Source organism: Streptomyces sp. NPDC002669, assembly GCF_042889165.1.
Taxonomy (GTDB): domain Bacteria; phylum Actinomycetota; class Actinomycetes; order Streptomycetales; family Streptomycetaceae; genus Streptomyces.
Genome location: NZ_JBIAQQ010000002.1, coordinates 464,897 through 488,224, shown reverse-complemented (window position 1 = coordinate 488,224; position 23,328 = coordinate 464,897). Strand labels below are relative to the sequence as shown.

At 68.7% G+C, this 23,328-nt stretch carries 21 protein-coding genes and 1 pseudogene; 8 read left to right on the top strand and 14 right to left on the bottom strand.

From position 1 onward, the window contains the following. Positions 1-579 precede the first annotated feature (579 nt). Entirely contained in the window at positions 580-813 is a 234-nt protein-coding gene (locus ACFYW1_RS04770) for a hypothetical protein (RefSeq protein ID WP_388986946.1), read from the top strand. A 321-nt stretch (positions 814-1,134) separates the two neighbouring features. On the opposite strand, the gene ACFYW1_RS04765 is transcribed toward ACFYW1_RS04770, so the two are convergent. The 3 genes from ACFYW1_RS04765 to ACFYW1_RS04755 form a co-directional block, all read right to left on the bottom strand. Further along, positions 1,135-1,602 carry a hypothetical protein gene (locus tag ACFYW1_RS04765; protein WP_388986943.1) on the bottom strand — a complete coding sequence of 156 codons (468 nt, stop codon included), beginning with the start codon at positions 1,600-1,602 and terminating at the stop codon, positions 1,135-1,137. Between the two features lie 351 nt (positions 1,603-1,953). Beyond that, the gene (locus ACFYW1_RS04760; RefSeq protein ID WP_388986940.1) at positions 1,954-3,114 is read right to left on the bottom strand and encodes a PP2C family protein-serine/threonine phosphatase; all 1,161 of its coding nucleotides are present in this window, start codon (positions 3,112-3,114) and stop codon (positions 1,954-1,956) included. Positions 3,115-4,169: 1,055 nt separating this feature from the next. Further along, the gene (locus ACFYW1_RS04755; RefSeq protein WP_388987031.1) at positions 4,170-4,304 is read right to left on the bottom strand and encodes a hypothetical protein; all 135 of its coding nucleotides are present in this window, start codon (positions 4,302-4,304) and stop codon (positions 4,170-4,172) included. Between the two features lie 12 nt (positions 4,305-4,316). Here ACFYW1_RS04755 and ACFYW1_RS04750 point away from each other — a divergent pair, with 12 nt between their 5' ends. Beyond that, a complete protein-coding gene (locus tag ACFYW1_RS04750) occupies positions 4,317-4,757 on the top strand; it encodes a transposase (protein WP_388987022.1) in 441 nt (146 codons plus the stop codon). A gap of 239 nt (positions 4,758-4,996) precedes the next feature. Here the strand turns inward: ACFYW1_RS04750 and ACFYW1_RS04745 are convergent, their stop codons facing one another. Next, a complete protein-coding gene (locus tag ACFYW1_RS04745; RefSeq protein WP_388986937.1) occupies positions 4,997-5,470 on the bottom strand; it encodes a hypothetical protein in 474 nt (157 codons plus the stop codon). Positions 5,471-5,856: 386 nt separating this feature from the next. Here ACFYW1_RS04745 and ACFYW1_RS04740 point away from each other — a divergent pair, with 386 nt between their 5' ends. Further along, positions 5,857-6,648 (top strand): DUF2785 domain-containing protein, encoded by a 792-nt coding sequence (locus ACFYW1_RS04740; protein WP_388986934.1) that lies wholly within the window; start codon positions 5,857-5,859, stop codon positions 6,646-6,648. A 360-nt stretch (positions 6,649-7,008) separates the two neighbouring features. On the opposite strand, the gene ACFYW1_RS04735 is transcribed toward ACFYW1_RS04740, so the two are convergent. The 3 genes and pseudogenes from ACFYW1_RS04735 to ACFYW1_RS04725 form a co-directional block, all read right to left on the bottom strand. Continuing rightward, positions 7,009-7,413, bottom strand: a complete 405-nt coding sequence (locus tag ACFYW1_RS04735; RefSeq protein ID WP_388986930.1) for a hypothetical protein — start codon at positions 7,411-7,413, stop codon at positions 7,009-7,011. Between the two features lie 21 nt (positions 7,414-7,434). Next, positions 7,435-7,962 carry a hypothetical protein gene (locus ACFYW1_RS04730; protein WP_388986927.1) on the bottom strand — a complete coding sequence of 176 codons (528 nt, stop codon included), beginning with the start codon at positions 7,960-7,962 and terminating at the stop codon, positions 7,435-7,437. 1,563 nt (positions 7,963-9,525) lie between these two features. After that, positions 9,526-9,636: pseudogene (locus tag ACFYW1_RS04725) on the bottom strand (cold-shock protein); the annotation flags it as partial. Positions 9,637-10,094: 458 nt separating this feature from the next. On the opposite strand from ACFYW1_RS04725, the gene ACFYW1_RS04720 reads away from it, so the two are divergent. Both ACFYW1_RS04720 and ACFYW1_RS04715 read left to right on the top strand, forming a co-directional pair. After that, positions 10,095-11,351, top strand: a complete 1,257-nt coding sequence (locus ACFYW1_RS04720; RefSeq protein WP_388987019.1) for an SLC13 family permease — start codon at positions 10,095-10,097, stop codon at positions 11,349-11,351. Between the two features lie 5 nt (positions 11,352-11,356). Further along, a complete protein-coding gene (locus tag ACFYW1_RS04715) occupies positions 11,357-11,872 on the top strand; it encodes a universal stress protein (protein WP_388986924.1) in 516 nt (171 codons plus the stop codon). A gap of 290 nt (positions 11,873-12,162) precedes the next feature. On the opposite strand, the gene ACFYW1_RS04710 is transcribed toward ACFYW1_RS04715, so the two are convergent. The 5 genes from ACFYW1_RS04710 to ACFYW1_RS04690 form a co-directional block, all read right to left on the bottom strand. Beyond that, a complete protein-coding gene (locus ACFYW1_RS04710) occupies positions 12,163-13,335 on the bottom strand; it encodes a serine hydrolase domain-containing protein (RefSeq protein WP_388986920.1) in 1,173 nt (390 codons plus the stop codon). After that, positions 13,332-14,312, bottom strand: a complete 981-nt coding sequence (locus ACFYW1_RS04705; RefSeq protein ID WP_388986917.1) for a glycosyl hydrolase family 32 — start codon at positions 14,310-14,312, stop codon at positions 13,332-13,334. The genes ACFYW1_RS04710 and ACFYW1_RS04705 overlap by 4 nt, the downstream gene beginning before the upstream one ends. A gap of 71 nt (positions 14,313-14,383) precedes the next feature. Further along, positions 14,384-15,208 (bottom strand): carbohydrate ABC transporter permease, encoded by an 825-nt coding sequence (locus tag ACFYW1_RS04700; RefSeq protein ID WP_388986914.1) that lies wholly within the window; start codon positions 15,206-15,208, stop codon positions 14,384-14,386. Further along, complete coding sequence (locus ACFYW1_RS04695; protein ID WP_388986911.1) at positions 15,208-16,206, bottom strand: carbohydrate ABC transporter permease; 999 nt, start codon at positions 16,204-16,206, stop codon at positions 15,208-15,210. The genes ACFYW1_RS04700 and ACFYW1_RS04695 overlap by 1 nt, the downstream gene beginning before the upstream one ends. Beyond that, on the bottom strand, positions 16,206-17,429 hold the full coding sequence (locus ACFYW1_RS04690) for an ABC transporter substrate-binding protein (protein ID WP_388986908.1): 1,224 nt from the start codon (positions 17,427-17,429) through the stop codon (positions 16,206-16,208). Before ACFYW1_RS04690 ends, ACFYW1_RS04695 begins: the two co-directional genes overlap by 1 nt. A 300-nt stretch (positions 17,430-17,729) precedes the next feature. Here ACFYW1_RS04690 and ACFYW1_RS04685 point away from each other — a divergent pair, with 300 nt between their 5' ends. From ACFYW1_RS04685 to ACFYW1_RS04675, 3 genes are all read left to right on the top strand, one after another. Then, positions 17,730-18,872, top strand: a complete 1,143-nt coding sequence (locus ACFYW1_RS04685; protein WP_388986905.1) for a LacI family DNA-binding transcriptional regulator — start codon at positions 17,730-17,732, stop codon at positions 18,870-18,872. Positions 18,873-19,809: 937 nt separating this feature from the next. After that, positions 19,810-20,529, top strand: a complete 720-nt coding sequence (locus tag ACFYW1_RS04680) for an IS6 family transposase (RefSeq protein ID WP_388986902.1) — start codon at positions 19,810-19,812, stop codon at positions 20,527-20,529. A gap of 142 nt (positions 20,530-20,671) precedes the next feature. Further along, positions 20,672-20,839 (top strand): hypothetical protein, encoded by a 168-nt coding sequence (locus ACFYW1_RS04675; protein ID WP_388986899.1) that lies wholly within the window; start codon positions 20,672-20,674, stop codon positions 20,837-20,839. A gap of 77 nt (positions 20,840-20,916) precedes the next feature. Here ACFYW1_RS04675 and ACFYW1_RS04670 read toward each other — a convergent pair whose 3' ends face one another. Next, a complete protein-coding gene (locus ACFYW1_RS04670) occupies positions 20,917-22,659 on the bottom strand; it encodes an endo-1,4-beta-xylanase (RefSeq protein ID WP_388986896.1) in 1,743 nt (580 codons plus the stop codon). Between the two features lie 454 nt (positions 22,660-23,113). Next, positions 23,114-23,284 (bottom strand): hypothetical protein, encoded by a 171-nt coding sequence (locus ACFYW1_RS04665; protein WP_388986893.1) that lies wholly within the window; start codon positions 23,282-23,284, stop codon positions 23,114-23,116. Positions 23,285-23,328: the final 44 nt, after the last annotated feature.

Below are 23,328 nucleotides of genomic sequence, written 5' to 3'. Positions count from 1 at the left end.
TGCCCGGCCGGTACGACCGCATCGTGTCCACCGGGTCGGTCCGTCCCGTGCCGGACGCGTGGCTGGAGACACTGCGCCCGGGCGGTTGGTCACCCCCACCGCCGGCACCGGGCCGATCCTCGTCGCCGACAAGACGCTCGAGGGCGGCTCGCGCGGCCACATCACCTACGACGGGGCCTCCTTCATGGCCGCCCGCCACGACGACTACGACGATCCGACCCCGGCGGACGCGGTGTGGGAGGCGGCGGACGGCGGCCCGGTAGCGCGGGGCTCGGGAGCGCAGGGGCTCGGGGGCCTGCTGCGAGAATCGTCGCCCCGGATGTCCGTCAGCGAGGCGGGCTCCATGTTCAGCGACTGTCACCGTCGCAAGGATGGCGCTCTCGAGCTGGGGGCCCGTGTGCCCGGGGAGCGCGGTCCGTTCGGTGTCTTCCCTCACCTCGGCGGGAGCGACCCGGAGGACGGGGAGCGGCCGGTGCTGAAGCGGTGGCTCGCGGGGGCGGGCGCGGGTCCTCCGGTGGCCAATTGGTCGAGCAGGGCGGAGTTGCCGACCGTCGGTACCGCGCTCGACGCGATGAGGACGTGCTTGATCTCCTGGACAAGGTCGCCGGTGACGATCCGCGCCGGCGGGCCGAGCGGGACGAGTTCGCCGGCCCGCGCAGCCACGGCCGGCTGTTGCAGATGCTCGGGGAGCTCGTCGCCGCCCGCGCGCTGGACGGGGCCGGCATCCCGTACGGGCCGGGCGATCTTCGCGTCTCGAACCCCGACTTCCTTCTCGTCGGCGACGGGGGCGGGCCGGTGGCGGGGTGGAGGTGATGGCCGTCAGCCCGAAGGAGGTCGCTGAGCTGTGCGAGCTCGTCGAGGACGAGCCCGGCCTCGGGAATGTACAGGTGGTGCTGGAGTTCACCGTCTGCCCCTCGCGGCTGCAGGACGGCGCGGCCGGGCAGATCCTGAACGTTGTCCGCGCCCAGGCGGCCGTGCCGGCCGGCGGCGAAGTGCCGGACGATGCAGTGCTCGCGGTCGAGGTCCGGAAGAACCTCGTGCCGGTGCGAACACACGACGCTCCCGCACCGGAACGCCAGATCTGCAGCTGGACCTGTCGCGCGAGATCATGGAGGACCCGGACGACCGAAGCCTTCAGGACGATGGCAGCTCCCGGCGCGAAACTGGAAGTGCGCAGGGAGTCGGACGGGAGGGGAAGGCCACGTCATGACGTCCGCTGCCGAGGAATGAGTTCCGCACCACAACGTGCTGCGGGGCAGCTTCAACTGTCTCGCGTACGTGCCGCGGCTTCCTCCCACCGCCCACACCCTGCTGCCGCACATGATGACCGAGCAGGAGCCCGGCGCTCTGGTCGTCACCACGCAGGATGAACTCGCCACCGGTTTCGCCATGGAACGCGGCGTGATCAGCCGGGCCATGCCGCACCTGGTCGCTGCCCGGCTCGTCACCGTGGTCCGCCGCGGCCGCGTCCAGCTCCACCCGGTGATCGCCGTGTTCAACGACCCCCGCGAGCAGCAGCGGGCAGTGAAGACCCTGCCCCGCGACATGCGACTGGACGTCGGCGACTTCGAAGACGAGCACGACGACCGCTTCCAGCTCCACCTGGCCGAGAAGGCCCGCAAGACCGAAGCGAAGGCGCAGGACAACATCACCCCCCTCACCAGTCGCCCCGCCTCGGGCGAGTCCACCGACCACCGCCGGCCTCGGCGGTACGGCGCCGCCCCCTCGGGTGCGGTGCCGTTCTCGTGCCCGGAGCGATACACGGTTTCCTTCCAGGGAAAGCCGCAGGTCGGAGGCGCGGGGAGCAGGTGGGTGGTAGCACCGGGCGGACCGGTTTGTTCTGGATCTCCAGAACAAACCGACGACCTACCGCGCGTGCGCACACCGTTCCCCGCTGCGGGAAGCAGGGACGGCTGTCCTGTGGAGCGGCACTGGTGCGACCGGGACCTTTTCCTACGGGGTGGGGTGCCACTCGGCCATCACGATGGTGGCGTCGTCGGACATCTTGTGCTCCTGGTGGCGCTTGAGTTGCTGCAGGAGTCGGCGCAGGGCTTCGGGAGCGGGTTCGCCGGCGGCCATGGCGCGGATGACGGTGTCGGCGAGGCGCTGTTCGCCGAAGAGGTCGCCTTCGGGCGAGCGGGCCTCGGTGACACCGTCGCTGTAGAGCAGGATGCGGTCGCCGGGCTGGAGCCGGGCGCGGTGTGTGGTGGGCGGAGTGTGACTGTGGAAGTTCCAGCCCAGTGGCAGGTCGGGTTCGCGTTGGAGGATGTGCAGGACCTGTCCGCCGCGTACGAGCAGGGGCGGCGGGTGTGCGCAGTTGACCCAGGTGAGGGTTCCGTCAGTGAGGTCGAGGTCGGCGATGATCGCGGTCATGAGCCGGTCGGTGAACCATTCGTCCAGGATCCGGTCGATCTCGGTGACGATGTCGGTGAGTCGGCCGCCGGAGTGGCGGGTGGCGCGGCAGGCCGCGAGCCCGGCTGCGCTCGCTCCGCCGGAGGCCAGGTCGTGGCCCATGGCGTCCAGGAGCGCCAGATGCAGACCGTCGTCGGTGAAGCTGTGGTCGAACGCGTCGCCGCCGGCGTTGTAGGCCGGCTCCAGCACGGCGGTCGAGGTGGCCTGGGCGGTGCCGATGGTGCGCGGTGGGAGGAACGCCCACAGCAGTTCGGCCTGGACGGTCATCGTCTGTCGGCGCTCGGTTTCCACGAGCAGGTCGCTGTAGGACGACTTGGACACGAGCAGCAGCGCGGTCACTCCGGCCAGTGCCTCGCAGTCGGCGAGGGACAAGTCGGGGCCGCGGGCTTTGAGCACGCCCAGGCGCTCGACGCCGTCGACCATGGGAATCCACGCGGTCATGCCGTCCTGCGTCAGGTGCGTGCGCTCCATCCGGTAGGCCAGCCCGGCCAGGGACGAGTCGATGTCCAGGGCGGGCTCCCCGGCGGATACGGGCTGGGGCAGGGCGATGAGCCGCGTCTGCTGCAGGTCGGTGACGTACACACCGGTGGCCGTCAGGCCCATGGCCCGGCCGGCGTCGAAGACCAGGCCGGCAAGGTCGCGGCCTGAGATCAGCTGCGAGCGTGCCACCAGGTCGGCCAGGAAGCTGTTGCTCGCCATCATGGGAAGGGCCTCCCTTCACGGCGGAGCCAGGTACCGTCCGCGCGTCTTGCGCGCCGGTCGGCGCTCTCCACCCATGAGAGTGCCCACGACAGGCTTCGAACATGATCACCTCGGGCGCAGGCGGAGCTCGGCTGACGGTTTCAGACTCGTGGGCAGCGGTCCAGCGCCGCATGCAGCAGCCGTGCATGGATTTTACCCGGAACATTGCAGATCTACGAGGTTACGCAGCCGCCGGGAGGGGCTCGTGGCCCTGCCGCCTGCCCCTGGAGCAGCGGGCGTGGGTTGGTTGGAGCAGGGCTTGAGCAGCGTGCAGCAACCGACCGTGCTGCGTCGGCCTGCTACCCGCGTGGCGTCTGGCCCATGCGAATACTGCGCGGCACCCGGGACCGACGGCCGCCAGGACCGCGTGTCCTGCGCCTGCTCAGCCCTCGGGAGGGCGGAAGGCTGGGATGCCTGGGCTTGGGTACCACTTCTCCGCGGCATCGCGCTCGGCCGGGGTCAGGATCCAGCAGCCGCACAAGGCATTGGGGATGAGTACCTGATACTGCTGACCAGCTCGGTGGTGACTTGGACGACGGAGTACTACGGGCTGGCCATCGCGCAGATGCGCGCCGAGGGCGGGCAGGCGGTCGACGACGAGCTCCTTGTGCACATCTTCCCATGGCGCGGGTATCAGTCCTTGCTATCAAGCTCAGCACCTGGTCCGGTCACGGGGCGGTGAGGATGGTGTGGGTGCCGATCCGGCGCCAGATGATGTGCGGGTGCCGGGGCAGAGCGCGGGCCCGTACTGCCAGGTAGCGCGTCCTGCGGGGCTGGTGCCCGTGAACCGGGTGAGCTCGTAGATGCCCACGCCTCGGATCCGCTGGACGCGCTTGACGCGGAAGCCGACACGGTCGACCACCTTCCGGAGCCGGGTCCGAACCTCCGCGCTGATCGCGGCCGTGCTCGCAGCTCTGCTGCTGGTCGGACGCTGGTACTCGGTCCACGAAACGAAAACCCTCGGCGGCGCCCAGCCTGGGATCGGCGGCGACAACTGCCCCGGTGACGACCAGTGCCTATGCCCCCCGCCACTTTGCGAACATGTGCTGGACGTCCGCCTCGATCCGCTCGCTGAACGGGTCGGTCTCGCCGGTCAGGACTGCCAGGAAGAACGACGCCATACCGCCGTCGAAGACGGTCCAGCGATTCACCCCGTATGGTGGCTGATCGCCATACGAGCCGGCTCACGGACCCGGCTGTGCCACCGCCTGCGCACCCACCGAGCGGGCAGGGGTAAACGCCGCAGCATGGGCGAGCGGGACTTCATCGCGCTGATCGACGGCGTCCACCAGCTCGTCAAGGCGCCGATCGTGCTGGTATGGGACCGGCTGAACACCCATGTCTCCCACGCCATGCGTGAGCTGATCGCCGAGCGTGAATGGCTGACGGTGTTCCTGCTGCCCGCGTACTCACCCGACCTCAACCCGGTCGAGGGGATATGGGCACACCTCAAGCGCAGCCTGGCCAACCTCACCGTCGGCGCCCTCGACCGGCTCGAAGCCCTCGTACGCCACCGGCTCAAACACCTTCAATACCGGCCGGACACCCTCGACGGCTTCATAGCCAGCACCGACCTGACCTTCGACGATCCAACCTCACCCTGACGAGCCGAAGTCAGTAAGCATCCTGTTCTACGGGTGGACAGCAGCCAGTAGCGGCACCGTGCCCTGGCTGCGGGTTATCGCCGCGCTGGGGTTGGCGGTCTGGGTGACGTTGCTCGCCAGGCACGTTCTGCGACGTGCCCGGGCCCGCACATCGTCTGAGCCGCCGTATGGGCCGGCGGCCCCGCCCCCAACCAGTTGAGCTGGCAGAACCTAGGTCCCCGGGGCTTCTGGCCCTGGAGTCACGTCCTGGGACGGGACTGCAGGGGCAAGATGCGAACACCTGGCCCAGACGTGCTCAGTTGCTCGCGCAGCCGACGGTTGTCCACCTCAGACACATGGAGTGCTGCGGCCAGGGCCTCGACATCGGCCCGTAGCTGCTTGAGCTCCTCCGCGACTGCCGCTCGAAGCTCCTTCAGTTTGACGATCTGTTTGCGCAGCCGCAGTTCCCGGTCAGGGGTGCCTCCTCGAGCGCGGGCTCTTGCGTAGAAGGCGTTCTTCAAATCGAGGTGCCGTTGCGTGAGGGCGTTGCGGGGTACTCCGGCTTCCGTGGCCAGGGCGACGATGGTGAGCGCTCCGTTCGATTGCTCTGGTGCCCCGGCAAGGATGCGGTCCATGGCGGCCCGGATGCGGTCGCGTTTGAGGTAGGACAGGACGATGAACCAGGCGGTGCCCAGGTGACGCATCAGACCGGCGGCTTCGGTGAAGTCGATCACCTCGGTCCAGGGGCGGCCGTCGATCCGGCAGAAACTCCACCGGCACGAGCGGACCGTACCCAGCCCCGGCGCCCGTCCGACGATCTTTCCGCGAACCCCAGCGGAGCCCCCAGCCACTGCGCTGGCTGACCATGATCAATCCCAGCGCCAACCGCTGTACCGATGTTCCAACCACCGCGTGACCAGCGGTCCGGCTTCGTCTGGTCACGAACCAGCGGCGATGGCGCGCTGGACCGAGCCGCCGCGCGTCGCGCTGTCCGGCTTCGGCGGGCAGCGTGATACAGACGCCAGAACTGTCGGTTCCGGCCGGGGAGTTGACGGATTGAGGTGATTCCTGGACATAATTCGCAGGTGCGTGGCAATGGCAAGGACCTATTCTGCCCGTCGTGATCGACTGGAAGAGCATCGAGGCCACCGACTGCGCCGTGCCCGCCGACCGGCCCATGGACGACCTCGTCCGCGAGCTGTCCCGCGCGCTGGCGGATCCCGATCCACTGGTCCGGGACGGCGCGCCCTACACCGTCCTCGCGACCTGGATCGCCCGAGGCGTGATCGGGAGGTCCCGGCGGCTGGAGCTGGGCGACGAGATGGCCGACCGGTTCACCGACCCGCGGGTCGAGGCCCGCGCCTTCGCCCCACTCGTGCTCGACATGCTGGTGACCGCGGGGGACTTCAAGGCCGCCTGGGTGGACGCGTTCGAGCGCTGGTACCCGGCCGAGCGGGATCTGCGCGGCCACGACGAAACGCTCGGCTGGCTGCACGCGGTGGCCCACGGCGCGGACCTGCTCGCCGGCTTCGGCCGCCACCCCGAGGTGGCACCGGGGCGGATGCTGGACCTCGCCGCCGCGCGGCTGACGGCGCCCACCGACCACGTCTACGACCAGCTGGAGGACGACCGCCTGGCCCGGGCGATCGCCCGGGTCCTCACCCGCACCGACCTGAGCGAACGCGACGCCGTCGGCTGGCTGGACCCGATCGCCGGCCGCTTCGGGGCCGACCGCATCAGCGTCCCGGTGCCCGCCCACCTCAGCAACTGCCTGCGCACTCTGCGCCTGCTCTACATCCTCGCCGACCGGGGCGTGCGCCCCACCAGCGAACTGCCCGCACAGCCCCTCTACCACCGCGACGCGTTCAAGTCCGCCATCGCCACCGTCCTCGACCGGATCGTCAGACGCTGACCGACCACATCCGGTCCGGCCGGGCAGGCCGGCGCGCACGCCCACCACAGACGAGGGGCCGGCACCGGTCGCGCGCAACGGCCGCCTCCTCAAGGAGAGCGGGGACGCGGAGCCGTACGCGGCTGACGATCACACAGGGTAACCAGTCGGTCGGACTCCTCGGAGAACTGGCGACGGTTGAATACGAGAGCCCACCAGTACCGAGGCCGTAGAGGCCCGTGAGTTCAGGGGAACTGAAAGTTCCTCGTTGGGAACCCGAGGGCCTGGTGTCCTGATTCCCGGGTGTGGCCCCTCGGGTTCGTTGTGAACCCGCGTGTGTGACCTCGCTGATGTGGGTGTGCGTGTCGTCCGGAATCGGTTTCACGCTTCGTCGCGGTGCATGAGGTGACCGTCGGTCAGTCGCCAGTGGCGCTGGTGGTCAGCCAGTTGCCAGGTCTCGTCGGCGGCGATCGCCTGCGTGATCCATTCGTGGAGTTGCGGGAGGGCCTGCGCTCGTAGAACAGCGCGGGTGGCTGCACGTTCAGTGGCATCGACGGGGTGGACGTCTATGCGGAAGCCGACCATGTCCGGGTGGAGGCCGCGGCCGTAGTTGCGGGAGTTCGGAGCGATCCATGCTGCTCCCAGGACGATGGTCCCGCTGTCATGTCCGGTGAGGAATGCCGGCTCCGTGACTCGGGTCATGTAGGGGCCGAGACACTCGTTGATGTCGGTGGTGGTCAGTGGCCAGGCACGGTGCCGGGGCAGTCTTCGATTTCGTGCGGACATGGCAAGCAGAATGGCAGAAGGTCACTGTCCACTCTCGGCAGTTTGTTCGGCGGCCTGCTCCAGCAACGTCCGTGCGAAGTCCGCGTAGCGCATCGCGGTCTTCTCGTCGAGCCCGAAGACCTCGGCGAGGTGGAGCAAGTCAGGTCCTTTGACCATGGCCTCTTCGAGTTGCCGGTCGACGCGGAGTCTCTCCAGGGTCGCTTCCTGTCCCCGCATCGGAGCGCTGATCCAGTGAGCGCTGGCTCGGCTCGTCGTGTTGGCGGTCTGGTTGTTGATCAGCAGGTAGAGGTTCGCGGTGGTCGGCCACCGGCGACGCCGGTGCTCCAGCCAGTCCAGCAGCAGCTGCAAGGTGAGATCGTCGAGCGGGCGGGCGCGTCCGGCAATGGTCAGCCGGCGGTTGCCGAGGTCGGCGTCGGCGAGCATGAGGTTGGCGATCTGGGCGACCCGTGCGGCGTGGACCGCTGCGAGGGCGAGGATGAGCCGGGTCGCCGGGGTGGTGGCCGCCGCAACGGAGCGGCCGACCTGCTCGGGGATGAGCGGTTGCAGCACGGCGTACTCGTACTGCCCGACCTTGATCCGGCTGGGGGGTGCGGAAGATCAGGCCGTTCCGCTTGGCCCATGTGAACAGCGAGCGCAGGGCGACGAGTTGGTCATGCCGCTGATGGCCGTGCAGTGTCTTGATGTAGGTGAGGCCCTCGTCGCGGGTCACTTCGCGCAGGTGGTCGTAGGGGTTCGGCCATTCCAGCGGGGCCGGGCGGACTCGGTTGAGGTAGAGCCAGACCGTGCCTTTCCGTCGTGGGAGGCTGCGGGGGCCGCCGTGGCGCAGGACGCGGGTCCAGCGCTCGGTCTCCGAACGGATGCCGGGTGCGAGACCCTCCAGCCGCTGTGCGATCCAGCGTTCGAAGGAAGGTTCGCTGTCGTCCTCGAAGATCCCCATTTCTTCCAGGACCGTGACGGTGTGGCCGACCGGCAGGTCCAGGACCCGCAACGGGGCGAAGACCTCGGTGTGCCGGATGACATCACCCTCGACGTAGCCGGTGAGGACGAGGACCAGGCCGCGGTTGACGGCGAAGCGGATGTTGCGCCCCCAGCCACGGGTCTCGGCGAGCCGGTGGGCGAGGTACCTTGCCCAGGCCGGCCAAGGGCTGGCCAGATCGGCGTCGGCCAGAGCGAGCCGGCTGTAGTCACGAGGGATCTGTGCGAACAGCGGTAGCTGCTGCCAGCCGGGATCCGTGCGCCAGGCCGGTGCAGGGGGGCGGCTTGCTCGATCTCCCGCGCCGTCCGCATCAGCTCCAGAGCCTCGCGGCGCAGCTGGCTGGCGCGCTCGCGCAGCTGCTTCACACGCCGGCGCTGCTGCTGGGGGCCGAAGGCGTTGACGTACTGTCCGCGCGGTCCGGTGAGCAGTCCTTCGGCGATGAGCTGGCGTACGGCGGCCGCGGCCTCCTTGCCGCCGATGTCGAATCGCTGGCCGATGTCGTAGCGGGTCATGAACCGTTCGCCGGGCTCGTAGTTGCGGTGGATCGCGGTGCGCAGCAGCCGGTAGGCGTGCTCGGTCGGTGTCGTGGTGCCGGTGCTGTAGAGCCGGTAGCCCTCGTGCAGGGTCACCATCCCTTCGGTGGCGAGCTGCTCCAGCGCGGAGCGGACCACGTCCCTCGGCAGCCGGAGGTCCCCGGCGATTTCGGCCGGCGCGGGCAGGTGGGTGTCCGGCTCGGTGCACGAGAGCCGTACCCACCGCCTGGACGTCGTCGCCCGCCGCCGCGTCGTCAACCGTCGTCATGCCCGCGCCCCCTGCTCCTGGGTGGTCCGATCCGGGACCAGCCTGGCGGCCAACACGGTGCGGGCGTCACGAACTTGCCGCGGTTTGCCGGAACACGGCCCGCGCGCGGCGGACATGGGTGGATACGACGGTTCCTGCAGACTCGGCCCATCAGCGCGTGGACAAGGAGCAGTGCGATGCCTATGAAGATCACCCCCGACGACGCGTACGACGCCGAGAGCGGCACCCTGCGGGTCGGGCGGCACGGCCTGGAGCGGCTGCTGCTGGAGTTCCGTGCGCTGGTCCGCAGGCAGAAGCCGGGCAGCCGGGACCACATGGAGGACTACGACCTGTCCTTCGATCGCACGGAAGTGAACGAAGGGATCAGGACCGGTCTCCAGGGGGATGAAGCCGTAGCCCTTCTCGTCGTTGAACCACTTCACGGTGCCGTTCCGGCGCTCGGCCATATCTCCTCCTGATCGTGTACGGGTGAAAAGCGTCCCAGCTGCGAGTGCGCCGCAAGCAGGCCGAGCACCTGGAGACGACAGGTGCGCTGTCGGTCGTCAGGGTGTTGCTGACTGGCCTGTGGTGGTCAAGCTCGGCACCTGGCTCGGCAACACCCGCAAACGCGCCGAACAACGCCACACCGCCCTTCGTCAGCAAACATCAAAGGAGGCTGGTCAGGAAAAGCGCTGCGTCTCCGCGGTCTCCCTCGTCCTGCGGCTCGTGGATGCCTCCTGCCCGGCCCAGAGGCGTCGGGGGCGGAAGCCTTGCCGGTATGCGGACGGCACCAGGTTCCCGAGGGCGGACGGTGTACTTTTGTTCCGATATTTCTCAAATCCTCAGCGTGCTCGACACGCGCCACGGTCAGCCCGGGTACGGTCGTTCCGCTCTGCCAGGATTCCGTCCCGGAAAGGCTCAGACGCTGAACTTTGCACTCGCAGAAGCACTCTCTGTCGCCTTGCTCCTGGCGGTGCTGGCCTGTGCGGTGATCCGGCCGTGGGGCTGGCCGGAGGCAGTCGTGGCTGTCCCCGCCGCCGGGGTGGTCATCGCCACCGGCGCGATCTCGCTCGACCACGCGGCGGCCGAGGCCGCCCGGCTGGGCCCGGTGATCGGCTTCCTCGCGGCCGTCCTGGTCCTGGCCCAGCTGTGCGACGACGAGGGTCTGTTCCACGCGTGCGGCACCTGGATGGCCCGCCGGGCGGCCGGCCGCCCTCGCCGCCTGCTGGTCCTCGTGTTCGTAGCCGCCTCATTGATCACCGCAGTGCTCAGCCTGGACGCCACGGTGGTGCTGCTGACTCCGGTGGTCTTCGCCACCGCCGCCCGCCTCGGCGCCCGCGCCAAACCGCACGTCTACGCCTGCACCCACCTGTCGAACACCGCCTCGCTGCTGCTTCCGGTCTCCAACCTGACCAACCTGCTGGCGTTCGCCGCCAGCGGCCTGAGCTTCACCCGCTTCGCCGCGTTGATGGCGCTGCCCTGGCTGGTGGCCATCGGTGTCGAGTACGTGGTCATCCGCCGCTTCTTCGCCACCGACCTGGACGCGGGCACCGAGGCCCCGCCCGCCGACGAGCCCCGCGAACTGCCTCTGTTCGCCCTGCTCACAGTGGCGGGCACCCTGGCGGGCTTCGTCCTGACCTCGGCGGTCGGCATCAACCCGGCCTGGGCGGCGGCCGCGGGCGCGGCCGTCCTGGCGGCCCGCGCCCTGGCACAGCGCCGCACCACCCCCACGGCGATCGTCCGGGCCGCGGCCCTGCCGTTCTGCGTCTTCGTCCTGGCCCTGGGCATCGTGGTCCGGGCCGTGGTCGACAACGGCCTCGCGGACGTACTGGGCCACCTGGTGCCCGGCGGCACCGGTCTCCCGACCCTCCTCGCCATCGCGGCACTGGCAGCCGTACTGGCGAACGTCATCAACAACCTGCCCGCCGTCCTGGTCCTGTTGCCCCTGACCACCCCCACCGGCCCGGGCGCCGTCCTCGCAGTCCTCCTCGGCGTGAACATCGGCCCGAACCTCACCTACGCCGGCTCGCTGGCCACCCTGCTGTGGCGGCGCATCGTACGCGAACACGACACTGACGTAGGCCTCGGCGAGTTCACCCGGCTCGGCCTGCTCGCCGTGCCCGCTGCCCTGCTGCTCTCCGTGGTGGCGCTGTGGGCCTCACTCCAAACCATCGGAGGCTGAACACCGTGGCCGTCATCGTCTGGATCGTCGAGGGTACCTGGCCCGCCTGCGTCGACGCCGCCCGCACCCACACGCCTGCCAACGCTGACCTGGTGCTGCTCCACATCACCGGCCACGAGGTGCCGGGGGCCGCGCACGGCGCCTACGCCGGGCTGCTGGGCCGCGCACGCCCCGACCGCGACCCCGGCACCGCGGTGGAACACCTGGCCGCTGCCTCAGCCGAGCATCTCCTGGCCAGAGCGGCCGAGCGGCTGGGACGGCCGTGTGCCCGGCAAGAACGCTCGGGCAGCGTCGAACGAGAAGTCGTGGCCGCCGCCGAAGGCGCCGACCTGCTCATTCTCGCCCGCGACGGCGACCGCACCCACCTCGGACCCCGCAGCCTCGGCCCCGCCGGCCGCTTCATCGTCGACCACGCCCCGTGCCCCGTCCTGCTGGTCTGGCCGGAGACCGTACCCGGCACGGCCACCATTCCGCCGCCACCCCACCGGCCGCAGTCTCCAGGCCGCCCCCCCGGTCGGTGAAAGACACGGCGCGGAGCCGCTGCGGATGCCGTACGGCTACGTCATCCCCGATGACTGGGCCCGGCCGGATTTCCGCTCGGGACATGGCCCACGGACCAGCGGAGGTTCCCGCCACAAGGCGGGGCATCTCGATCCGGGGCGGGTGAAGCAGCTGGACGGGCCGGGGATGGTGTGCTCGCACCACGTTTCCCGTGCCTCGCAACTGCGCACCGGCAACACACCCCGGGCAATTGCCGCCTCTCGACGAAACCGCAACACCTCTGGGCCAGACCCCAGCCCCCACCCCGGCGTTACTTGCGGAGGATGCGGCGGAGTTCGTCCACGATTGCGGTGGCGCGGTGGTCGGGCCCCGCTTCCATGAGGTTGGTCAGGAACGCGAATCCGACCTGGTGTGTCGTGTCGGCAAAGGCGACCTGCCCGCCGGCGCCGTCGTGTCCGAAGGAGGCGGGCCCGAGGAATTCGCGGGCGAGAGAGGGAAGCTGGAATCCCATGCCCCACCGCGCGAAGGGGGGTTGCCCGCCGAATATCGGGGTGCCTTCGGTCTGCGGTCGCGTGGCGTCAGTGACCGTGCCGGCGTCCAGCAGCCGCACTCCGTCGGTCTCCACCACAGTGGATGACCAGATCGAGGCCAGCGCCCGGGCCGATGCGATGCCGCCCGCTCCCGGCAGCTCCGCCGCTTGGATACGGGGGTCGTTGAAGCCGCCGGTGACGTCGACGAGTTCAGGCGGGAACGCGTTTCCGAGGGTCATGGCCCGCTCGGTCCAGTCGATCTCGCCGGCAACGCGCGCCGCTGCCTGTTGAGCAACGAGCGCGGTGAGGCTCGTTCCGGCCCGTAGATGGGCGACCTTGTGCCGCGCCCCGCGGGGGAGGCCGATCCACGCGTCGGCCTGCAGCGGTGCGGCGATGAGCTCGTCGAAGTACTGGCCGACCGTTTTGCCGGTGATCCGGCGGATGACCTCACCGGCGAGCCAGCCGTGGGTGAGAGCGTGATACGCGTGCCCCTGACCGGCGGTCCACAGTGGTTGCTGGGCTGCCAGGCGACCCGTGACGACATCCCAGTCGATGACGTCCTCGACGTTCAGGAGATCGCGTGGTGCCGAGAGCCCGGCCCGGTGGGCGAGAAGATCGGCGACCGTGATCTCTTCTTTCCCTTCGGCGGCGAACTCGGGCCAGTAGGTCGCGACGGGAGTCCGGTAGTCGAGGAGTCCGTCCTGCACGAGACGTGCCGCGAGGATGGAGACAAGGCCCTTGGTGCAGGAGAAGATGACGCTGGTGGTGTCCTTCGTCCAGGGCGAGCGGTCGCGCGGGTCGGCAATCCCGCCCCACAGGTCAACGACTGTCTCGCCGGCCACCCGGACACAAAGTGCCGCGCCCATGGCGTCATGGCCGGTGAAAGCGGTGGAGAAGGCTTCCGCGAGGGGCGCGAAGCCTGGGGCGGTGCTGCCCTCGATGCGGGTGCTCATTCCGGGGTGCCTTTGCTCTGGAGGGCCAAGGGGGCGATGCCGTGCCGCTCCGGTGACCAGCTCACGTGGATGGGGTCGGATATCGAGCCGGCGAACCTGTCGTCGACAGTGGAGTTGTCGAAGGCCAGCATCACGGTTCTGCCGGTCCGGTCTTCGATGAGGCGCCCGCTGTAGAGGGATTCCTCGACGACCAACGCGGCGTCCTCCACCGGATACGGGCCCAGGACTGCAGCGGCTGGAACGCTCCAGACACCTCCGACCTGGCCGGCTTTGCGCCGTGCGGCGGACAGTCGTGGAGTGTCGCAGGACAACAGCAGTACGGACGCGCCGTCGACAGTCGTGATCTGGGGTACCTCCAGGTGGGCGAAGCCGGCGCCCACTCGGCTGAGCGGTGGCCGGACGGTCCATGCCTGAAGATCCGGGGATGTCGCGTGCCCGATCACGCCCCGGTCGTCGTCAGCACCGTGGTTGGCCCGGGCCGTGATGAGCATGTGCCAGCCGTCACCGGCCGGGTCCGGGAAGACCCAGGGATCGCGCCATGCCTCCTCCGGCCAGCTGGAGTCTCCCAGCCTCTCGTACCATCGCCCGTCCGCCTCGATGAGCGGCCCGGGCTGTTTCGTCCAGGTGTACAAGTCCGTGGAGGTGGCCACTCCGATGGTTTCGACGTTTCCCCCGGCGTCGAGGAAGCGGGCTCCGGTGTAGAACATCCGCCAGACGCCGTCGGGTCCGCGGAGCACGCTGCCCGTCCACGTGGCGGTCTCGTCGAAGGTGCCGGGTTGTCCGGGGCCGAAGACCGGTCCGTGGTCCTGCCAGTCGACCAGGTCGACGGAGGTGGCGTGCCCGATCCGGGCGTTGCGGTGGCGCAGCTCCGGGTTGCCCAGGTTCTTGGGTGCGTGGAGGTAGAACAGGTGGAAGGTGTCGCCGTCATCGGCGAACCAGAAGTCCCACACCCAGGCGTGGTCGAGGCGAAAGGTCATGCATTGTCCTTGTGGCTGCGGCTGTCGTCGTGAGCAGGCCGGACCGATGAGGGAGACGGAGGAGGTGCGCTTCAGCCTTTGACCGCGCCCTGGAGAAGCGCCTTGATGAACTGGCGCTGGAAGATGACGTAGATCATGATCGTCGGCAGCATGATGATCAGCGCGCCTGCGAACAGCAGAGGGAGCTGGTTGAGGTACTGCCCCTGGAACGCTCCCAGGGCTCCGGCCATGGTGCGTTTGTCGGGGTCGTCGACCAGGACCAGGGGGAGGAGGAACTGGTTCCAGGTCCACAGGAACAGCAGGATGGCCAGGGCGGAGAGAGCGGGCATGGCCAGTGGGATCTGGATGCGGCGGATCTCCTGGAAGGTGCTCGCCCCGTCGATACGGGCCGCTTCGGAGAGTTCGGTGGGGACGCCGACGAAGTGCGCACGCATCCAGACGACGCTGAAGGGCATGTAGAGCCCGATCAGCGGAAGGATGATCGCCCACTGGGTGTTGAGCAGTCCCATGGCGCTGATCTCGTAGTAGATCGGGATGATGATCGCTTCGAAGGGAATGGTCAGTCCCAGCAGGAGCAGGACGAAAACGAATCTCCCGCCGGGAATGCGCAGGTTGCCCAGGGCGTAGCCGGCCAGCGTCGACAGGAGCAGGCTGAGCGGTACGACGCCGAGGATGATCAGGGTGCTGGAGCCGAGGAGTTCCCAGACATGCGCGGTCTGGAAGGCGACGACGAAGTTGCCCCACTGGGGATCGCTGGGCCAGGAGAAGCCGTCGGGGATGCGATCCGCGGGCTGCAGGGCTCCGGAGAGCATCCCGGCGAGCGGCAGCAGAGTGAGGATCAGCACGAGGACGAGGACGACACGTCCGATGAGCGCTTCCGTCTTGTTGACAACCATCAGTCCCGTTCCCTTCCCAGCAGTTGAATCGGCAGCACTGCCAGGAGGACGAGTGCGAGGAGGATGATGCCGAAGGCGGATGCCAGGCCGACTTCGCTCTGGGTGAAGGCGAGCCGGAAGATCGAGATGCCGGGGACGAGCGTGCTGGTTCCCGGGCCGCCCTTGGTGGTGGTGTAGATGATGTCGAAGCTGCTCAGCGCAGCGATGACAGTGATGGTGACCAGCACCACGATCTCCTGCCGCAGCCCGGGAAGGGTGACCGTCGCGAATTCTCGCCACCAGCCCGCTCCGTCGAGCCGTGCCGCCTCGTAGAGGGAGGTGTCGATCTTTCCGATGCCGGTGAGCAGCAGGATGGTGCACAGGCCGGTCAGTACCCAGGAGCCGATGAGGCCGACGGCGGGCAGAGCGGTCCCGAAGCCCGCCAGCCAGGACCGCGAGAGGAAGCCCAGGCCGACGGAGTCGAGAATGGTGTTGATCGTGCCGGTCTGCGCGTACATCCACGACCAGGCGATACCTGCGGCCACCAGCGGGATGATCTGCGGAAGGAACAGCACCGTGCGGGCGACCGCGGCGAAGGGACCGGGCCGCATCGTGCGGATCAGGGTCGCCAGGGCCAGGCCGCTGGCAACCGGGATCACCGTGAAGAAGACGATGAGGACCAGCGCGTTGACGATCGAGATCAACAGCTCCGGATCGGTGAAGACCCGGACGTAGTTGTCGACGCCGGCCCAGGTCGACGCGCCGATGCCGTTCCAGCGGTAGAACGAGTACTGCACGGCCGTGATCAACGGGTAGACCACGAAGGCGCAGAAGAACGCCAGCGCCGGCAGGACGAAGAGCCAGCCGATGACACTCCGGTGGCGGGCCGCCCTTCGTACGGAGGGCTGGCCGGCCCGACGGGAGGACCTTCCGACGCCCGCAGCATGAGCGCCCACGTTGGGTTGCCGCAGGGCCGCGGTCGGCTTCGGATCCTCATGCTTACGGACATCGTTGGCCATCAGCCCGCCAGCTCCTTGGCGTAGTACTCCTGGATCGCCGCCACGAAAGCCTCGGGTTCCATGCGCCGGGTCAGCAGCTTCTGCTCGTCCGGCTGGAAGGCGCCCGCGTAGATGCCCGCCGTGGTGTTGGCCATGAAGTCGACGAACCCGTCATCGGATCCGACCTTCGCCGACGCCGTGAGGGCCTGCGCGATCAGCGAACCGTCCTTCACCTTGGGCAGCTCCTGCGAGGGATCTCCCCCCGGGGAGGCGCCCGTGACGTCCACCACGATCTGACGGGCCTTGGGGTCGGTGTGGACCCAGTCCAGGAAGAACGCCGCCGCGTCGGCATGCTTAGCTTTGGCCGGGATGGCGAAGGAGTTCGCGGCGCCCATCGCCACGTGCGCACCACCGGCGGTGGCCGGAGGCGCCAGGACGAACCGGGCCGCGCCTTCCCCCATCGCCTTGTCGGTCTTCGCGGCGTCCCAGTTTCCGTCGAACATCAACAGACCCTTGCCCGCCTGGAAGTTGGACACCATCGTCGTGTAGTTGATCGCGTTCACGTCGGAGGGGAAGTAGCCCGCGTCGGCCCACTTTTTGAAGGTCGTGGCGCCCTTGAGGCTGGCCTCGGTGTCGAAGGTGGCACCGGGCTTGTTGAACATCCAGTTCACCAGGTCCGTTTTGTTCCCGTACTGGTTGATCAGCGACTGGAGCGCGAACGTGCCCACGCCGTCCTGCATTCCGATCTGCACGGGAAGGATCTTGGCCGCCTTGGCCTTGGCCATCCACTGCTCCAGCTCCGCGATGGTCGATGGCGCACCGGAGAGCCCCAGCTGCTTGGCGTACTTCTGGTTCACGTAGATGCCCGTGACGCTGTATCCCAGGCCCATCTGGTAGAGGGAGCCCTCGCCCCTGATTCCCTCGGCGCTCATCCGGGACGCGGCCAGCTGGCCGGCGGAGAATTTGTCCCACCCATAGCCCTTGAAGTACGGGTCGAGGTTGGTCAGGAGCCCGTCCTTGACGGTGTCCCCCATGGTGGGAAGCCGGATGAGGTCGGGCGCGTCGGCGCCGGCCAGAAGGCGTGGCGCGTTGGCGGTGAGGTTGGCGAAGCTGTCCCGGACGACCTTGAAGGTGATGTTCGGGTGCTGCTTGGTGAATTCGGCGGCCAGGTTGTCGGTGACGGGGAAGCCCGCTTCGTCCTGGATCTTGATCGTGATCTTGTCGGAGGGGAGCTTCAGGCTCACCTTGCCCGATGCGGTCGGGCTCGCTTCCTGGGATCCCGGTGCACACCCGGCCAGGGCAAGCCCGCTTACGGCGACCGCGGCCGTGACGGCCGACCTCCAGTTCATGAGTGATGCGGCTCTGCGTCCCTCACCGGGGCGGATCGACTTGTGTGCCATGTACAAGACTCCGTTGTCTGAGCGTGCTCCGTGGAAGTTGCCCCTGCGCACCACAAGCGGGTGCCGCCACTGTCCGGGGGGTCAGCACCCCCGACAAACGGGCTAAACTGTCTGCTAAAAGCATTTAGCGCTGCTCATACTGGGATGCTGGATGCCCCCTGTCAAGGAGTCAGCGGTCAGGACGTTGTGATTGTCTTGGGACCGGCACGCACGCCGTCCCGTCGCCCCGCACGAGAGGAACTCATGCCGTCCAAGCGCGTCACGCTCGCCGATGTCGCCCGCCGTGCCGGGCTGTCCCCGACCGCCGCGTCGATGATCCTCAACGGCAGGCCCGACTCCCGGCTCTCCGCCGACGCGCACGCCCGGGTCCACGAGGCGGCTGCCGAACTTGGATACCGGCCGAACGTCGCGGCGCGCAGCCTGCGAACCGACAAGAGTCTCACCATCGGGTTCATCTCCGACGTCGTCGCCACCACCCGCTTCGCGAGCGGCCTGATCCGAGGAGCACTGGACGCCGCGCAACAGGCAGGGCATGTCATGCTCGTGCTGGAGACCGGTGGCGACCCAGCACGTGAGTCGGAGGCGATTGGCGCTGTACTCGACCGTCAGGTGGACGGAATCATCTTCGCCGTCATGCGCGCCCGGGAACTGTTCGTGCCCGAGATCCCGTCGACCACGCGCGTCGTCATGCTCAACGCCACGAACAAGAAGCACCCCGTTTCGGTGCTTCCCGACGAATCCGCCGGAGGTGCCTCAGCAGTCAGACTTCTCGCTGCCGCCGGCCACCGTGAAGGAATTGCCCTCATCGGGCACAACGCGGAAGCCGAGAAGGGGCTCTTCCGGTCCACCACCGTCGAGCAGCGGATTGCCGGCATCCGCGCGGAGATGGCCAGACAATGCCTGCAGTTCGCCACCGAGGAGTCGTGCTGGGACTGGGAGCCGCACCACGGCTACGACGTCACCCACGCCCTCCTCGAACGCCGGAGCGACATCCGAGCCCTGCTGTGCATGAACGACCGCCTCGCGTTCGGCGCGTACCAGGCCCTGGCCGATCACGGTCTGACCGTCCCGAAGGACATCTCCGTGGTCTCGTTCGACAACGACGAACTCGCCTCCTACCTCCGGCCCGGCCTCACGACCGTCGGACTGCCACACGAGGCCATGGGCCGTGCCTCCGTCGAAATCCTCCTCTCCCCCAGCGCACCGTCCGGCAGCCGCCTGATTCCCATGCCGGTGATCGAGCGGGCATCGGTCCGGACCCACCCGTTCGATCATGCGACTGCCTGAGAGCCAGCTCGTTCGAGCGCCGGCTGCGAGCCTCTCCCGGTGGCCCATCGGCTGCTACGGATCAGGTGCGGCGGAGCAGTGAACCGGCCGCTGCCGAAATGCCGGGCGGTGGCGGCCGGTCAGCCGCCCCGCAGACGGGTACTGGTACAGCGCACGGTCTAGGGGGCGCTGCTACCGGCCTGTGGCCGTGGCGTGATGGGCGAATTTGCACCTTGATCTATCGCTGTGTCTGGTCTGTGGTACATGGTGCGAGTGCGGGCCCCTCGCCCCCAGGTGAGGGCCTCCTGCCGGGGCTTCACGGCTGTCCGCAGCCGCCACTCACGCCCCAGCGGCAGGGGCAGGGGCAGGGGCAGGGGCAGTGAAATCATTTCGTTGAAAAGCCTCTGTACTGAACCGTTCCGGGTTCGGTACAGACTCATCCGTGCCCCCGAGCAGGCCGGCCGCTGGACCTGACTCTTCCTCGCCGCCCACACCCAACTCCGCCTGGCCCGGCCACTGGTCGCCAACCACCGGTTGGCCTGGGAGCCCCGCTGCCGCCGAGGAACGCACCTCCGGCCGGGTCCGCAAAGAACTCGGACACCTCTTCGCATATACCGCAAGCCCGGCCAGGCCACCGAGCCTTCAGGCCGCCCACCAGGCAGACGCTCGGCCCCGGCGGCACAAGACCCATCCATCAAGACAACTGCATACTGACTTCGGCTCGTTGGGGTGAATCTGCGCGAAGTCCCTGAAGGGTCTGGAGTGGTGGCTGTATCCCGTGGTGTGTGAGGTATGCGGATGGGGCGGGCTGATCGCTGAGGGACGTCGGCGCCGGGAGTCGGTGCAGATGCAGGCAGCCGAGCTGTTCGAGCGCAGGATCAAGCCGCCGGAGGGCGCTGTCGCGTTGGCTGACCGGTTGGGATGATCTCCTGGTTGGTCGTGCCGGGAGGGGTGGTCCGTGGACAGCGCGTCGCCGTCGTACGAGGGGCATCGGTACCCGGGGGAGATCATCGCGCCCTGCGTGTGGCTGTCCTTCCGTTTCCCGTTGTCGTTCCGGGAGGTCGAGGAGCTGATGCTCGAGCGCGGTGTGCTCGTCTCCCACGAGACGGTCCGGCGCTGGTGTGCGAAGTCCGGGCAGGCCTACGCCGACGGCCTGGGCCGCCGGCGTGTGCGGCCGGGCGACAAGTGGCACCTGGACGAGGTCTTCCTCAGGATCAATGGTGAGCTGAAGTACCTGTGGCGGGCCGTCGACGCCGACGGCACCGTGCTCGACATCCTGGTCCAGGGCCGAAGGGACAAGGCCGCGGCCAGGCGCTTCTTCCGCAAACTGCTCAAGACGACCCGCACGGTGCCCAGGGTGGTCGTCACCGACAAGCTCCGCTCCTACGGCGCGGCCCACCGCGAGGTCATGCCCTCGGTCGAGCACCGCGCCCACAAGGGCCTGAACAACCGGGCCGAGAACAGCCACCAGCCCACCCGCCGGCGCGAACGCGCGATGAAGGGCTTCCGCTCCCTCGGCAAAGCCCAGCAGTTCCTGGCCACGTTCAGCGACATCTCGCCCCACTTCCGACCCCGCCGCCACCTGATGACCACCCCCGAACACCGCACCGAGACGACCACCCGCTTCGCCATCTGGGACCAGGCCACCGCCGCAGCCAGCCAGCCCGCCAAAGCCTGAGCACCAGCCCGAAACCCGGCCCCACCACGCCCGACACGCCGTCAGAAGCACACGCAGCCAACAACGTGACAATGCCCGCGGACCGGATCCCCGCCTCCCGCCGGAACTGCCCGAGCATCCGGACTACGCCCGCATCCTCACCGTGTTCAACGAGGCGACCAGACCACTACGAGCCAAGAACGTCTGCCAGGTCCTCGGCCACGAACTCCTACCCAAGAACGTCGAGGGCATCCGAGCCGAGCTGAAGCGCCTGGTCGAACTCGGCGCCCTCATCGAAGCCGACACGGGCAGCTTCGCCAGGAAGCAATAGTCACCGCCACGACCAGCGCCCCTGACACAACCCTCACCCGGAAACGGATATCACCTCACGAACCGCCCACTGATGCCTCACGCCTCGTCAAAGGCCTCGAGCAGGCGCTCGTACGCCAGCTTCGGCCGCAGGGCCGCGTCCCACGGCAGGGAATCGGCCGTGCGCGGAGGATAGATCTTGGTGTCGGCGGTGGAACCGTACCGGTCGGTGAATCCCCACGTGGAGAACGATGTGCAGTTCGGCTCCTCCAGGCAGACCCGCAGCTTGCCCACCATCTCGTCGGCCTGGGTCTCCCGCCCGTCCTCCTCGTTCTCGCCTATGGGGACGTCCATCTCCGACACCCGTGCCTGGACCCCGAGCTCCGCCAGATCCCGCACATGGCTGCGGAAGGTCTCCGGGTCGATGCGGTCGCCGGGTGCGTACTCATGGTTCTGGAAACCCACGCCGTCGATCGGTACGCCCCGTTCCCTGAGCCGCTTGACCAGATCGTAAAGGGCGTCCCACCGCTCGCCTTCCTCCTCGACCCCGTACTCGTTGAGGAACAGCCGTGCCTTCGGATCGGCCCGGTGGGCGGCCCTGAACGCCTCGTCGATGTACTCCTCGCCCATGGCCTCGAACCACGGGCTCTGCTCGGAGCGCAGACCAAGATCTCCGTTGGTGTAGCTCTCCTTGTCGTCGGACATGGGCTCGTTGACCACATCCCATTCCGCGACCTTCCCCTTGAAGTGACCGGCGACCGTGGCGATGTACCGGAGCATGGTCCGGCGCACCTCCTCGGGATCGTCGTTCTCCCGCATCCAGTTGGGCAGAGCCTCGTGCCAGACGAGGGTGTGCGCATGAACCTTCATGTCGTTTGCGCGGGCGAAGCGTACGAGTAGGTCCGCGTCGCGAAAATCGTAGACGCCCCGGCGCGGGTGGAGGAACTGTGGCTTGAACGCGTTCTCCGGAGTGAGCATGGAGAACTGACTCCCCGCGAGCGCCCGGTAGCGGGAGTCGGTGAGCAGCGGGTTCTCGGCTAGGGCGGCGCCGACGTCGAATGGTCGCCCCACGTCTGCGGCCCGCGCACGCAGCGAGTCGTCGGACTGTTCCTGGCGTAGCTGCGGCGCGTTGACCACGTGGAGCGAGTCGCCGCTCTCTGCCCGCGCGATCAGCTGCGTCAGACGCCATCCCTCGCGGCGCTCGTCTTCGCCCGCGTCCGCCTCCAGGCCGAACCAGACAGTGCCCTCGGCGAACACCCCCGGGTCCTGCACGGTTCCCAGCCGCCGCCCGTCGGCTTTCACGCGGAAGGTGTCACCGATGCTCGACACGGCGAGGGTCACCGTCCCGGAGCAGCCGCAGTCGAAAACCTTGGAGGTGGCCGGCTCGTCGCCCTCGCCGTCCCATATCTGTACCTTCACTTGTCCGTCGGCGGTCACGCCGACGCGGAGTGAGGGCCGCTCCTGCCGCCACTCGTCGTAGATGACCGGTACCCGTCCGTACAGCCGCAGCCATGAGTCGCCGTCATCGTCGCCCACACCGGACATCCGTGCGGTGACGGTGAAGTCGCCGTCGGACCTCAGATGCGGGCCGGTCAGGTTCAGCGGCGGATTGGGCCGGCCGCCGGAGGAGTCCTGCTCCACGATGTGCCGATCCAATGCGCTGACCCGCAGGACGCCGTTCCGCGCGGTGGTGCCCGGCATCTGCGTCCAGTCGTGGTTCCGCAGCAGGTCTTTGTCGTTCCCGCCCTCCGGCCCTTCGCCCTGACCCGTACACCCGGCCGCCACCGCCATGACGAGCGCCACGGCGGTCAGCCGCTGCCACGTCCCCCCGCCAAGGTTCACGGTCCCTCCCACTTTCTTGCCGAGACGAGATCAACGTCTGGAAATCGGGCCATAGTTCATCACACATGAGGTACGGCGGCGGGCGTGACTGCGGCCGGGCCGTCGATGCGAGGAAAACCCGGGGCGCGGGTTCCCCTCGCATCGACGGCCCGGTGACGGGGCACGGCCTGGCAGCAGGTCAGGGACGTCGGCGGGACGGGTGCGCCGGCGGGTTCGGGGTCCCGGCGGTCGGCCCCGGACGGCGGGAGGGGGCGAGTGGGCGATGGTGGTCAACGACACGGTGAAACGACGGCAACGGGCGGGCGGGGCGGTGACCAGACCTCCATGGACACACGAAGCCGAGCCTGGCCGCCGGCGCGACAGGAACCCGGCACGGCGGGGCAGGCAGAGCAGGACCGGGGCGGGGACGGTCGTCCGGGAGCTGGGCCCGGGCCGGGTGCGATGGCGTGCTGGGTCAGTTTTCCGGCCGGGGCGCCGGGTTCAGGCCATGGCCCAGGATGTTCATCAGCGGTCCGTCGCCGAAGCGGATGTCGATACCGGTGCCCGGATCCTCGTGGACGGTCGCGACCTCTCCCCCGCTGCCCTCCGGCAGCTCCGTGTCCGCGAAGTTCGTCCTGACCAGCATCCGGCAGTGATCTCCGCTGTCCTCATGCCACAGATTCTCCCAGC